At 61.4% G+C, this 12614-nt stretch carries 13 protein-coding genes; 1 reads left to right on the top strand and 12 read right to left on the bottom strand.

The genetic code is table 11. From position 1 onward, the window contains the following. Positions 1–14: 14 nt before the first annotated feature. The 3 genes from ABNT42_RS17375 to ABNT42_RS17365 all read right to left on the bottom strand — a co-directional run bounded on the left by ABNT42_RS17375 (position 15) and on the right by ABNT42_RS17365 (position 3030). Positions 15–653: a hypothetical protein gene (locus tag ABNT42_RS17375; RefSeq protein WP_348699056.1), complete on the bottom strand. Its 639-nt coding sequence runs from the start codon at positions 651–653 to the stop codon at positions 15–17. A 116-nt stretch (positions 654–769) separates the two neighbouring features. After that, positions 770–2083: an ABC transporter permease gene (locus ABNT42_RS17370; protein WP_348699054.1), complete on the bottom strand. Its 1314-nt coding sequence runs from the start codon at positions 2081–2083 to the stop codon at positions 770–772. Positions 2084–2088: 5 nt separating this feature from the next. Beyond that, the gene (locus tag ABNT42_RS17365; RefSeq protein WP_348699053.1) at positions 2089–3030 is read right to left on the bottom strand and encodes an ABC transporter ATP-binding protein; all 942 of its coding nucleotides are present in this window, start codon (positions 3028–3030) and stop codon (positions 2089–2091) included. A gap of 160 nt (positions 3031–3190) precedes the next feature. Between ABNT42_RS17365 and ABNT42_RS17360 the strand changes: the two genes are divergently transcribed. Beyond that, the gene (locus ABNT42_RS17360; protein WP_348699051.1) at positions 3191–3580 is read left to right on the top strand and encodes an SPW repeat protein; all 390 of its coding nucleotides are present in this window, start codon (positions 3191–3193) and stop codon (positions 3578–3580) included. A gap of 30 nt (positions 3581–3610) precedes the next feature. Here ABNT42_RS17360 and ABNT42_RS17355 read toward each other — a convergent pair whose 3' ends face one another. The 9 genes from ABNT42_RS17355 to rsmB form a co-directional block, all read right to left on the bottom strand. Continuing rightward, positions 3611–4891, bottom strand: coding sequence for an EAL domain-containing protein (locus ABNT42_RS17355; RefSeq protein ID WP_348699049.1), 1281 nt, complete (start codon positions 4889–4891; stop codon positions 3611–3613). Positions 4892–4976: 85 nt separating this feature from the next. Further along, positions 4977–5750 carry a class II glutamine amidotransferase gene (locus ABNT42_RS17350; protein ID WP_348699047.1) on the bottom strand — a complete coding sequence of 258 codons (774 nt, stop codon included), beginning with the start codon at positions 5748–5750 and terminating at the stop codon, positions 4977–4979. A 38-nt stretch (positions 5751–5788) separates the two neighbouring features. Then, positions 5789–6058 (bottom strand): hypothetical protein, encoded by a 270-nt coding sequence (locus ABNT42_RS17345; protein ID WP_348699045.1) that lies wholly within the window; start codon positions 6056–6058, stop codon positions 5789–5791. A 519-nt stretch (positions 6059–6577) separates the two neighbouring features. After that, the gene (locus ABNT42_RS17340) at positions 6578–6835 is read right to left on the bottom strand and encodes a DUF3567 domain-containing protein (protein WP_348699043.1); all 258 of its coding nucleotides are present in this window, start codon (positions 6833–6835) and stop codon (positions 6578–6580) included. A 141-nt stretch (positions 6836–6976) separates the two neighbouring features. Then, positions 6977–7375, bottom strand: coding sequence for a GTPase (locus ABNT42_RS17335; RefSeq protein WP_348699042.1), 399 nt, complete (start codon positions 7373–7375; stop codon positions 6977–6979). Between the two features lie 4 nt (positions 7376–7379). Further along, complete coding sequence (locus ABNT42_RS17330; RefSeq protein ID WP_348699041.1) at positions 7380–8093, bottom strand: response regulator; 714 nt, start codon at positions 8091–8093, stop codon at positions 7380–7382. Positions 8094–8180: 87 nt separating this feature from the next. Then, the gene (locus ABNT42_RS17325; protein ID WP_348699039.1) at positions 8181–10475 is read right to left on the bottom strand and encodes an ATP-binding protein; all 2295 of its coding nucleotides are present in this window, start codon (positions 10473–10475) and stop codon (positions 8181–8183) included. Then, complete coding sequence (locus ABNT42_RS17320) at positions 10476–11048, bottom strand: DUF4390 domain-containing protein (protein ID WP_348699038.1); 573 nt, start codon at positions 11046–11048, stop codon at positions 10476–10478. 43 nt (positions 11049–11091) lie between these two features. Then, on the bottom strand, positions 11092–12555 hold the full coding sequence (gene rsmB, locus ABNT42_RS17315; RefSeq protein ID WP_348699036.1) for a 16S rRNA (cytosine(967)-C(5))-methyltransferase RsmB: 1464 nt from the start codon (positions 12553–12555) through the stop codon (positions 11092–11094). Positions 12556–12614 lie beyond the last annotated feature (59 nt).

Raw genomic sequence — 12614 nt, 5'->3', positions numbered from 1 at the left:
GCGCAGGGCTAGCGCTAAACCGCCGCCATCAGCAAGGTGGCGGGCGTCTGCGTGGCGGGCGCACGGGCCAGCAGCGCCGAATCGGGCGCCAGATGGGCCTGAAACAGCTTCAGCGCTTCCGCTGTCAGTTTCACGAACGCGTTCTCGTGCTGCTGTAGCTGGCGCATCATCCACTGCCAGCCTTCATCGGTTTCCTGCAGCCACACCATGCCCTCAGGGAAGGCGCGCGGTATCGCGTGCAGCGGTGCCTGCACCACGATGCTGCTCTGCTTACCCCACAAAAAATCCGGCGGCAAGGCACGCTGCCAGCGGAAGCCGTTCTGCTCGGCGTAGGTGTGGTTGTGGCGGAAGGTCAGATCGACCACTTCGCGCTCGCTGACCAGATCATCGGCCGACTCGATCCAGCAGTGATAGGCGCCGCCTTCGGGCTGGGCAAACGCGGCATTGTCGAGCATGGTCATCAACTGGCCAGCACCGCAGTCGACCGCGGCCAGCCCCGCCACGGGGCGGTAGACGCGGTCCAGCACGATGCTGATCAGGTTGGAACCGACGATGGCATACACATGACACAGCGAACTGTATTGTCTGGGGTAGTACTGGCGTATGACCTGATTCACGCAATGCGCGATCAGCGTCCGGATGGGTAAAGCCATCGTTTACTCACGTAACAGAATGTTTCCTTAAATATCGGGTTGATTCAAGGAAACTTTAGCCCGTGCGCCGGACGGCCATCCCGTTACGTGTTACCGGATGAAGCTGCTGATTTGCGCTACTGCTGCGCCTCGCGGCGGAATTTCCAGATCGCAAGACCGGCAAAAACCAGCGCAAAGCCCAGCAGCACGGCTACCGGCGGCAACGCCGCGTCCAGCCCCAGTCCGCGCCACGTCACGGCATCGAAGCCATCTACTGCCCAGCGGGTAGGAATGGCCAGCGTGACCTGCTGCATCCACTCGGGGAAGATAAACGATGGCACCCATGCGCCGCCCAGCATGACCATGATCATGGTGGCAAACACGGCCATGCCGCGGGCCGCTTCCGGCGTCTTGCCGAAAGCAGCGATCAGCAGGCCGAAGGCCGCCGTCATCAGGGCAAAACTAGTGGCTAGTATCAGGAAGCCGGCCAGCGTGCTGATGGTGACTTTAAAGATCAGCATGGCGCAGGCGAACAGCGCGCACATCAGCCCCAGCGCAATCAGCGCGCCGGACAGGCCCCGTCCCAGCAGCACAGTCGTCAGCGTGACGGGCGCCGCCATCAGGCGGTTCCAGATGCCGGTACGACGCGCCAGCAAGATGCTGATGCCCATATCGATGCCCATGAACAGAATGAACTGTACGCCCATGCCGGCAAACGAGTGGGCATAGCCGTTGTAACGGGGACCGCTGCTCAGTGCTTCATCCTTGGTGCTGAACGGCACGCTCATGCCGCCCGCCGGCTTGTCTGCCTGAGCGGGATCAGCCTTGCCTGCCGCCTGTTCCTGCTGCGCACTGGCAGCGCGCTGATCCTGATATTTTTTCAGACTGCCGAGGAAGTCGCTCAGTTGCGCCTTGTCGCTGGCAGCCAGATCGCTGCTGGCCACTTTTTCCAATTGTTTGCTGGTGAGGCTGCTGTCTTTGAAGCTGAAGGCGGCGGCGCTGCTGGCCTGCATCACCTGCTGGGTCAGCAGACCTTTGACCATGGCCAGCATGGTCGACTGGGAAGGATCGTAGTAGACCGTCAGGCTGGGCTTGTCGATGCCGCTGAACAGCGCGTCGGCGGCGCTCTGGCCGAAGCCGGCCGGAATCACCACCGCTACCGGCAGCTTGCCTTTGCGCACCAGCTGCTGCGCCGCCCCTTCATCCAGCAGGCTGACCTTGAGTGCGCTATCAGCCTGCAGGCCGGCAGCAATCTGCTTGCCCACCTCCGACTGGTCGAGCAGTACCACGCCCACTTCGACCTTGCTGGTACTGGCTTCCGGCCCGCCGCCGAACAGCGAACCGAAGAAGGCGGCCAGTACTACCGGCATCAGCAGGTGCATCATCAGTGCGCGTTTGTCGCGCAGATACAGTTTCAAGTCCTTGCGGATCAGAGCTATCAGAGCAGTCATGGTGATCAGTCGCGCAGCGAACGGCCAGTGAGGTTGAGGAAGATGTTTTCCAGCGAAGTTTTCGCCGTGGCGAAATGCAGCAGGGTCACGCCCTGACCGGCCAGCCAGCCCAGCACGGCCGCCGCCTGCGCCGCATCGGCCAGCCCGATGTCGAGCCGCTGGCCGCTGGCCTGCACGCTGCTCACGCCGTCCAGCCCGGACAGCGCAGCCAGCAGCGCTGCACCGGCTGGCGCCGCCAGTTCCACCTGCAGCGCGGCCTGCGCGGGCAGGCGCTGGTACAGCGCTGCGGGCGTTTCATCGGCCAGCACCTTGCCGTGGTCGATGATGACCAGATGGTCGGCCAGCCGCTCCACTTCTTCCATGTAGTGGCTGGTGTAGATCAGCGCGCAGCCTTGCGCCTGCAGCGCTTCCAGCGTATCGAAGATGGCATTGCGGCTTTGCGGATCCACCCCCACGGTAGGCTCGTCGAGGATCAGCAGTTGCGGCTCATGCAGCAGCGCAGCAGCGATATTCAGCCGGCGCTTCATGCCGCCCGAGAAGGTAGAAGGATTGTCGCCCGCGCGGTCGCTCAGGTTGACCAGCGCCAGCACCTGTTCGCAGCGCTGCTTGAGTTGCGCGCCCTTGAGGCCATACAGCGCGCCGAACAGTTTCAGATTTTCCAGCGAGGACAGGTCTTCGTACAGCGCCAGATCCTGCGGCACATAGCCGATCAGCCGCTTGGCCGCACTGGCGCCCTGCGTGACTGGCTCGCCGTTCAGCAGAATGCTGCCGCTATCGCTGCGCAGCAGGCCGCAGATCATGCTCACCGTGGTGGACTTGCCAGCGCCGTTAGGGCCGATCAGCCCCACCGTCTGGCCCTGCTGTACCTGAAAACTCACCCCATCCACGGCCTTGCGCGCACCGTAGGATTTGCTGAGCTGATTGACGCTAAGTAGAACCGCTGCCATAAGCTTTCCCGTCGCTGGTGTTTCGATAAGCGGCCAGCATAGCGAGGGCATGCCAATTAGGCAAGATAGCTAAAGGGAAATACAAAAATATGAACTTTTCGCGCAACAGCGAACCTAAACGGGAACGTCGCCATCCGGCGGCTCTCTCAAGGAGGTGTATATGGCAACTCATCCGGAAAACCAACCATCCCTGAAGCGCTGGCAGGATCAGCTGATTCTGCTGCTGGGCTTGTGGTTCTTTGTTTCGCCGTGGGTCTTCTCTTATCCCATCCCGTCGATACAGGCAGGAACGGCCATGATCTCGGGCGCCGTGATGGCCGTGCTGGCCACGTTTGACCTGTACAAAACCTATTTCTGGGCAGTGCTGCTGAATCTGCTCGTCGGCCTGTGGGTGGCACTGTCACCGTGGCTGATGAAAATCGCCGACAACCGCGAACTGATGTGGAATTCGCTGCTCGTCGGCATTGCGGTGGTGGTACTGGCGCTATGGGAAATGCGTACCGATCCGGAACTGCACAAGCACTGGCCGGGCGCGGGACATGCTACCTGATGCCGACACAAACCGGCGCGGCCGGCGACATCAGAGTGCGTAACGCACCACGTTATCGCTCCACTCGAAGGCCGCCATTTCCAGTTCCAGCAGATCGTCGGTGGAAACGGCCAGATCGCGCAGCGTCGGCATCAGCTGATGATCGAGGTCCTCGATGCGTTCTATGCATTCGGCCAACCGTAGCAGATCGCCGAAGAAGCCTTCGCGCTCGAGCAGCGCGCTGGTGACTTCGGCACTGACGGGGATTTGCGCGAGAATGTCGGCCATCGGCAGACCGAACAGGGTATCCATCAGCGACATGATGCCTACCGTGAAGGCGATTTCAGCCGACTGGCGATGGGATGGTCGCAGCTTACCGGCCAGCAGCTCCAGCAGACGGCCACGGGTAGTGGCCAGCATCAGCAGCGGGGTCATGCTATGGCCCCGTTTGCTGGGCTCCGCATACAGCATGATCTGCAGCCAGCGCTGCAACTGGCGCCGCCCCAGGATCATCACAGCCTGACTGAGCGAGTCGACGCGGTGGCGCAGCCCCACGGCGGGCGTGTTGACCAGCCGCAGCAGGTTCAGCGCCAGCGACACGTCACGTTTGATGGCACGTTCGATTTCGGTATTGTCAGCGTCGGAGGTGACCAGCGTCATCAGCTCCATCACGGCCAGCTGCGACGGCGACAGCTTCTTGCCGCTCATGATGACGGGCTTGGCAAAGTAATAGCCCTGGAAGTAGTCGAAGCCCAGATCCAGACAGTTCTTGAATTCTTCGCGGGTTTCCACTTTTTCCGCGATCAGGGTTTTGCGGCTTTCGCGGAAACGGGGAGCCAGCTTCATCAGACTGGACAGATCTACCTGCTGTACGTCCAGCTTCACATAATCGACCAGCGGCAGCAGACGGTGCAGGCCCGGCGCCGTGCCCTGCACTTCGTCCAGCGCAAAGCGGAACCCCTGGGCATGCAGTTCGGCCATGCGGCTGATCAGCACGGGCGTAACCGGCGTCTGCTCGCTCACTTCCAGCACCAGCCGTTCGCGCGGCAGGAAGGAAAAGATGTCCGTCATGAGCACTTCGGCATCGACATTGACGAAGCCCATCGCATCGCCCACCGTGCGCTCCATGCCCAGCTGCGAAGCATGGGCAATCACGGCCGCGGTGGCAGTCAGCGCGTTGCTGACGCGGGCCGGCCCCACCGGCGCATTGCGGAATAGCAATTCGTAGGCAAACAGCGACTGGTTACGGTCCAGTATCGGTTGCCGTCCCAGATAGAATTCGCGCACGCGCAAATTGTCGGCTTCGGGGCCACGGGGAGATAGTTCGATCATCGCGTTTGCCAGTAAAAAAAGCGGCGATAGTCCGCCATGCTGTTATTTTGACATTAAAACGCGACCATGTCTTGAAATATTTACATCACAGTTGCGTTTCCGGCATGCCGTCCACGAACACTTTCAATTCACCGGGCTGAAACGCCGTCCATTGTTCATTGGTCGTCAGCGGCTGCGTCACAATGATGGCAACCCTGTCGTTCGGAGTCGTCACCTGCGAGAAGTCCACCTGCACATCTTCATCCGACAGCTGCGCCGTGTCAAACGGATACTGGCGCACCAGATATACGAGATTGGTGGAGCAATGGGCAAACAGTTCGGCCCCCGAGGACAGCAGCATATTGAAAGTGCCATAGGCGGCAATTTCCTGCGTCAGCTCGGCCAGCGCAGCACGCAGGGCAGCACGGGCGGGACGTTCGGTGCCGAAACGGTTGCGCAATTGCTGCATGATGTAGCAGAACGCCAGCTCGCTATCGGTACTGCCGACGGGACGGTACGGGCCATCGAGCACGGGCGCGAAGGCTTTCAGATCGCCATTATGGGCAAACACCCAGTACTGGCCCCACAGCTCGCGCACGAAAGGATGGCAGTTTTCCAGCGCCACCTGCCCCTGCGTAGCCTTGCGGATATGGGCGATGACGTTCTTGGACTTGATGGGATAGCGCTTGATCAGTTCGGCGATAGGCGAACTGACGGCCGCCTGATGGTCAACGAAATGGCGCACACCGGCGCCTTCGAAAAAGGCGATGCCCCAGCCATCATGGTGGGTATCGGTCTGGCCGCCACGCATGGCGAAGCCGGTAAAACTGAACACAATGTCGGTGGGCACATTGCAATTCATTGCGAGTAATTGGCACATCACCCGATTATAACCACTGGCCGCTGTCACGCGGCAATTCAATGCTCCATTGCAGTCAGCCTATCGCCAACGCGGGCTAGTTGCATCGCTTGCTCGCGCAAGTCAACCGTAACGCTCAGCGCACCATCGCTCCGCCCTGCTGCATCCAGTACCACGCCTTTCACCCGTAACGGCAAGCGCTGGTCGCCATGCACCAGATGGACGATGGTTCCCGTAACTATCGCCCCTTCAAGCAGCTTCCCATCAAGAATTCCAACATGGGCTTGAGCGAGTCTGCTGATCTGCGTAATTTCAAACGTAAATGCCATGTTAGCGCTCCTCCACTCGCAGATATGGTACGGGAATACAGCCGCAGGCGCCGACAATTCTCCCCTGTTTCGCGCGTTGGCAATTTCCACCTGTGCTGATGAGCAACCAGCATGCTGGCCGCCTGATATTCCATCGCCAGATTCGCCCGCAGATTGCCTGTGCGATCGACGACACAATTGTAAAGCCCCGTCGAAAACTGTAGTGCATGCAAGGATTCTTCGATCAAGGTCGCTTTGGCTGGAAAACGGATGCACAAAATCGTGTCCTTTGCCAGACAACAACCCAAGGCGTTTTTTGCTCGCAGATACTGCCTGATCTCCCTGCCCCGATAAATACGAGGAGATTGCGTGCAGGCACACCCTGGTAGTAACGAGCAAGTAAAGTTTAATGAAATGCCAAACAAACGGCATTCTGCGATGCAGCGCAAAGAAATAAGCCCCTCGTAATGTGCAGCGAGGGGCTTACTGATAGCAAATAAAAGCGCCAAGCCCACTAGGCCTGACGACGCTGGCCACAACTCAGTGCAGCGTCGCGGGATAGCTCATGACTTCGTTGTAGCTGCCGAGGAATTCGTCGATCTCGGCCATCGTCGGTTCGCTCGCGATCAGTTCGCTAACGTCGCGGCGGAAATTCTGCGCCAGTATGCCGTTGATGAAGATTTCACGTTTGCCCCCTTTGTCGACAATTTCATAGCCGCCAAAGCGCAAGGCTTCATGGCTGCGGTCGACACCAAACTCGAGGACGCTGAACTGTTCGCTGTTATAGATGAGGTTCATGCTGCTTCCTTTCACTAGGGACGTAACACTGGTCGGTTGCGTCGTCCCCACCGAAGTGGGGCTGGTGACGCCCTTTTACAAGTACGGCGGCCGGCGATCCGGCGGCCGGCGATCCGGCGGCCGGCGCTCCGGCGGCAGGGTTCAGGCCGCCAGATCAGCTTGCAGGTCCAGCAAGGCGGCATACGGGGCCGCCTGTAAAAAGTCACGCAACAGCTCAAGGTGCTCGGCGCTGGCCAGCCCGATATATAGCTGCTCGGGCGGATGACGCAGAACACGGTTCAATGTTACTCGCAAAACCAGATTGCCGCTGCAATGCAGGCAACCGGGAGCAATTCGCAACACTTGCACACTAGGAGAGGTATCGGCCAGATCGGCCAGCGGCGATAGCCCGGTGGGCATGCCTTCGAGGATGACGACGCTGGAACCAGCGTCTGGTGACGGCGCAGCGGGCGCGCCAAGGCGGGCGGCAATCGCCGCTTCGCGCCCTGCGCCCGTCGCCAGCCAGGTGGGCACCGGCGCGCGTGCTGCTGCGCCGGTCACCGGCTTACACGCCTTTCTTGGCCAGTTTGCCCGGCTCTACGCCCAGCTGCTTGAGCTTGCGATACAGGTGGGTACGTTCCAGCCCCGTCTTCTCGGCCACACGGGTCATGCTGCCCCCTTCGCGACCCAGATGGTGCTCGAAGTACATGCGCTCGAAGGCATCACGGGCTTCGCGCAGAGGCAGATCGAACGACAGGTTAAACATGTGGTTGTCGGCACCGGCGATGGTGGCGCCGCCACGCACGGCTATCGCTGCTGCCGGACTAGGCTGACCAAAGCTGCTGGTGCTGCTTTCTTCCACCGGACTGGCCACCACCGGACGGCTGGCCAGCGCCGGCGCCCGTACGGTTTCCTGCGCACGGGTCAGGCCCTGCTGCACCGCCTTCAGAAGTTTCTGTAAAGCAATTGGCTTTTCGAGGAAGTTGAGCGCACCGATGCGCGTCGCTTCCACTGCCGTATCGATGGTGGCGTGGCCCGACATCATGATCACCGGCATAGTCAGCAAGCCATCGCGCTGCCATTCCTTGAGCAGTGTCACGCCATCCGTATCCGGCATCCAGATATCGAGCAGCACCAGATCGGGTGCCCCGGCGGCACGGGCTTCGCGCGCCTGCTGGGCGTTCTCGGCCAGAGTTATTGCATGTCCTTCGTCGCTCAGTATCTCCGAGAGCAACTCGCGGATACCCATTTCATCGTCCACTACCAGAATATTTGCCATCTTCCCTTGCCTTCCTCATTTCGCCAGCTTGTAGCCGGCAATGATTTTTCTAATCCGTGCAACTCAGGTACTAACTTAGGTACTAACTTAGGTATTGTGCGTCGTCGGCGCTAACTTTAACAGCAAAATCACTACCGACGCACCACTTCTATCGACATGGTTCTGAATATCGATCCGTCCACCATGTTCTTCGATAATCTTTTTCACCATCGGCAAGCCCAGACCCGTGCCTTTGGCCTTGGAGGTGACATACGGTTCAAACGCCCGCGCCAGAATTTTCGGCGCAAATCCGGGGCCATTATCGCTGATCGCCAGCCGCACTGCCGTGCGCGTGCTGCCGTCGGCGCCCTGATAATGAATCGCTTCGCTGATCACGTCAATGTGCGCGGGCGGCGCGCCCTCTGGGCGCTCGGCCATGGCGTCCTGCGAATTCTGCAGCAGGTTGTGGATCACTTGACGTAGTTGCGTCGCATCGCCCATCACCAGCGGCAGACCGGACGCCAGTTGCGGGAAGATGATATCGTCTTCACCGGCCAGATACAGGTGCAGAATTTCTTCGATCAGGGCATTCAGGTCCAGCGGTTCCAGCTGGGCCGGCGGCGTCTTGGCATAGTCGCGGAAGTCGTCCACCATGCGCTTCATGGCCGCCACCTGATTGACGATGGTGGCCGTACCCTTGTTGAGCAGTTCGTTATCGGCCGGTGCCAGCTTGCCGTCAAGCTTCATCTGCATACGCTCGGCCGACAGCTGGATAGGCGTGAGGGGATTCTTGATCTCGTGCGCGAGACGGCGCGCCACTTCGCCCCAGGCAATCGAGCGCTGCGCCGAAATCACGTCGGAAATATCGTCGAACACCACCAGATAGCCGCTCTCGCCCCCTTCGATAGGCAGGCGCGAACCCCGTGCCAGCAAGGTCTGGTCATTATCATCCAGACTGGCGGTGCGGCGCGGCACTTCGATCTGGCGCTGCCAGTGCAGCCGCTGCAAGGTGCGGTCCGAGGCCGACTGGGCACTCTGGGCGGCAAACGCGGCCACGATGGCGCCGCCGAACTCCTGCAAGCCTTCGATCTGGTCCAGCTTCTGCCCCAGCAGCGCGCTGCCGGGCTGCTGCAGGATGCGTTCGACCGAATCATTGCAGCTGACCAGATGGAACTCGGGATCCAGCACCATCACCCCGGCCGACATATTCGCCAGCACGGATTCCAGGTGGGCTTTGGCGTTCTGCAGCGCGGTGCGGTTGAGCTCCACCGCCGTGCGCGCATCGAACAGCTGGCGCGTCATGATGTTGAACGACTGGGTCAGCGTGCCCAGTTCGTCGGAGGTAGTCATGATGGGGCGCGGCGACAGGTCGCCCTCGGCCACGGCGCGCGTACCTTCGGCCAGCAGCAGCAGTGGCTGGGCCAGATCGCTGGCGATCAGGAAGGCGCTGGCGATGGCGCCAAACACGGCCAGCAACAGGGTCAGGGTCAGCGTGACGATGTACATCTTGCGCAGTCCGACGCGGGCAACGAAACGTTCCTTGTAGTCGGAATAGGCACTGCGGATCGTTTCACCGTCGGCCGCCAGCTGTTCCGGTGCCAGCTGGATCAGCTGCAGATAACGGGGCGCCAGATGCACGCCATTCGGCTGCGGCCGTTCGGGGATGGGCAGCACCACGCGCAGGCGCAGCTGGTGCACCACATCGCGCGAGCCGCCGGGCGCGTTGATCAGATTGCTGCGCAACTCGTTGCCGCCTTCGGGCGCACCATACAGGCCATCGCTCTTGGCCTTGGCCATCATTTCGCTGGTCGGCAGGTCGGCACTCAGGTTGCCGCCCCGGCTGGCGCGGGCGCTGATGATCAGCCCTCCTTCGGCATCGACGATGATGGCGTTCTGCATGCCGTACTGCTGCTTGACCAGATAGGCCAGCGTGGCCCGCTCCGTGCCGAACGGCTGTTCCGACAGCTGATCGGCGGTGCGCCGCGCTGTGCCCTGCAATTCGTTGAGCGCCGTATCCAGCCCCGCGCGGCCCAGATTGATGCCAGACTGCAGTGCCTCTTCCACCGGCACGTTAAACCACGAATCGATCGAATGGGACACGAACTGGATGGAGACGAAGAAAATCACCAGCCCCGGCAGCACGCCGATGGCAGCGAACAGCAGCACCAGCCGCGTCATCAGGCGCGAACCGAAGGCGCCCGTCCGGAAGCGTACATACAGCCGGAACAGCGATACCGCGACCAGCAGCAGCAAGGCCACGGCCACGGCAGCATTCAGGCCCAGCAGCCAGCCATAGTAACGGTCGAAGAAGCCGGAGTTGTCGGATGCGGAAGCCAGCAGGAACAGCAGTATGCTGACAACCACGCCGCCAACGACGGATGCATACCGTAATGCTGTATTCACTTACTCCGCCTTGTACTGGAAAATTTTCTTGTCCGAGGTCAAGCGCCATTCGCTGTTATTCAGCGCGCTGACCTTGAGCGGCTTGGAGATGTAGTTGGTGTCCAGTCCCATGCTTAGCTTGACGTTGTAGTTCTCGCCCACTTTGAGGGCCGAACGGGGCGCCACCACCCAGCGGTTGGGATTGCGGATCGACAGCAGCGCTTCCTCCAGCGAGGACGAATAGTTCTGCTTCAGGCTGCCGTTCACGTTGACGCTGTATTTGCGGGTCAGCACGTTATAGCCGAGCACAATGGTCTGGCGCGCAACAATCGCCTTTTCATCGAACCAGTACCAGCGCGGGCGGGTGAATTCTACTTCCGTGGTGAAGTACAGCGACACGCCATGTTGCAGCGTATCTTCCATGTCGCTGCTCAGTTCGAAACCGTAGCGTGCGTTCAGACGATAACCCTCTTCGCTCGCCTCGATGCTGGCGCGGCGGATTTCCACGCCGTCGGCACGCGCCACCTGCGGCCATAGGCACGCCAGTATCAGCAGAATTTGGGCGATCAGCAGGCGAAGAACTCGTCGTGTCACGTCAGGGCCGGTACTTGGTTGGTGCGGGCAAAGGGAGCTGGAACTACGCATTTTTCTGGAACAGGGCGTAGAACAAGCCGTCTTGATCCTGTCCCGCTACGCCACCGGGCAGCAACTGACCGGGGGCATCGAGCCGCACAGCCTGATGCCGTACTGCGAATGCCGCGGCCTGCGCCTCGGATTCCTGTGGCCAGAGCGAACAGGTCACGAATAGCAATTTACCACCCGGTGCGAGCATCTGCCAAAGATTGTCGAGGATTTTGGCGGAAAGTGTTGCTAGTTGGAGCGTGTCGCCCTTGCGGCGCAGCCAGCGGATATCGGGGTGGCGCCGCACGATGCCGGAGGCCGTGCACGGCACATCGGCCAGGATGCGGTCAAACTGCTGGCCATCCCACCATGCTGCGCTCTGCGCGTCGGCGGTGCGCAACGTGGCGCGCAGCTGCAGCCGCTCAAGATTCTCGCCCACCCGCGCCAGCCGCTTGGGATCGGCATCGAGTGCGGTCACTTTGGCATCGGCCAGTTCCAGTATGTGGCAAGTTTTGCCGCCCGGTGCCGCGCAGGCATCGAGCACACGCATGCCGTCCTGCACATCGAGCAGCGGCGCGGCCAGCTGGGCGCCAGCATCCTGCACCGATACTACGCCCTCGGCAAAACCGGGAATCAGGTGCACGCCCACGGGTTTTTCCAGCCGCACGGCATACGGGCCGATGGCGCTGGCCGCCATGCCGGCCTGCTGCAGGCGTTGCAGATACTGTTCCATGCTGGTTTTACGGGCATTGATGCGCAAGGTCAGCGGCGGCGCGCCATTACCGGCCGTCAGGATGGCCTGCCATTCACGTGGCCAGGCCGTGCGCGCCGCATCGATCCACCATTGCGGGTAATTCCACTGCGCTACCGGTTGCAGCAGCGCAGTTTCCAGCAGCGCTGCACGTTCGCGCTGGAAGCGGCGTAGCACGGCATTGACCATGGCTTTGGCGCGCGCCGTGTCGGGGTGGGCTTCAGCCGCCGTCACGGTCTGGTTGACTACGGTGAATTCTTCGTACGGCGCGACCGCATCGGGCGCCGTCATCAGCGCCAGCGCGCAGGCCAGCAGGGCCGCCACCAGCGGATCGGGGGCTTTCGGCGCCATCTGCGCAATCAGGGCTTCGCTCTGGCCGAGCTGGCGCATGCAGCGGTAGGCAATGTCCTGCATGGCGCCGCGCGCCTGCGGGCTGGTCTCGCTACGGGCCCACAACTGCGCCAGCGCCTGCGGCAGATTGGTGCCGGTGCGCACCAGCGCCACCGCCTGTGCCGCGCCCAGCAGGCTGTAGGCCAGCGAATCCCCTTTCAGCGCCGTCTGGAAGCTGGTCTGCAAGGCCGGTTTCAGCTCGCGCGCATGGCTGGCACGCAGCGCAGGCGCGTGCGGCTTGGCTGCAGGCTTGCCCGCCGGCTTGCCGGCCGGCTTGGCTGCCGGCTTGGCTGCCGCCTTGGCGGGGGTCTTCAGAGAGAGCGTCGGACGCTTGTTCATATGCTAATTCCAGAGTGGGCCGGCGCGAGTGTGGCTGCAGGTCTGGGGCAGCGGAAACA

The sequence above is a fragment of the Duganella fentianensis genome (genome assembly GCF_964031615.1).
Taxonomy (GTDB): Bacteria; Pseudomonadota; Gammaproteobacteria; order Burkholderiales; family Burkholderiaceae_D; genus Rugamonas; species Rugamonas fentianensis_A.
Note: the sequence above shows the minus strand (reverse complement) of the source record. Positions and strands in the feature narration are given on the sequence as shown.

Coding starts and splice junctions, on each gene's coding strand:
- rsmB (WP_348699036.1), bottom strand. CDS start 12,555: ATGAACAAGCGTCCGACGCTCTCTCTGAAGACCCCCGCCAAGGCGGCA.
- ABNT42_RS17365 (WP_348699053.1), bottom strand. CDS start 3,030: ATGGCAGCGGTTCTACTTAGCGTCAATCAGCTCAGCAAATCCTACGGT.
- ABNT42_RS17340 (WP_348699043.1), bottom strand. CDS start 6,835: ATGAACCTCATCTATAACAGCGAACAGTTCAGCGTCCTCGAGTTTGGT.
- ABNT42_RS17355 (WP_348699049.1), bottom strand. CDS start 4,891: ATGATCGAACTATCTCCCCGTGGCCCCGAAGCCGACAATTTGCGCGTG.
- ABNT42_RS17330 (WP_348699041.1), bottom strand. CDS start 8,093: ATGGCAAATATTCTGGTAGTGGACGATGAAATGGGTATCCGCGAGTTG.
- ABNT42_RS17350 (WP_348699047.1), bottom strand. CDS start 5,750: ATGTGCCAATTACTCGCAATGAATTGCAATGTGCCCACCGACATTGTG.
- ABNT42_RS17345 (WP_348699045.1), bottom strand. CDS start 6,058: ATGGCATTTACGTTTGAAATTACGCAGATCAGCAGACTCGCTCAAGCC.
- ABNT42_RS17375 (WP_348699056.1), bottom strand. CDS start 653: ATGGCTTTACCCATCCGGACGCTGATCGCGCATTGCGTGAATCAGGTC.
- ABNT42_RS17360 (WP_348699051.1), top strand. CDS start 3,191: ATGGCAACTCATCCGGAAAACCAACCATCCCTGAAGCGCTGGCAGGAT.
- ABNT42_RS17370 (WP_348699054.1), bottom strand. CDS start 2,083: ATGACTGCTCTGATAGCTCTGATCCGCAAGGACTTGAAACTGTATCTG.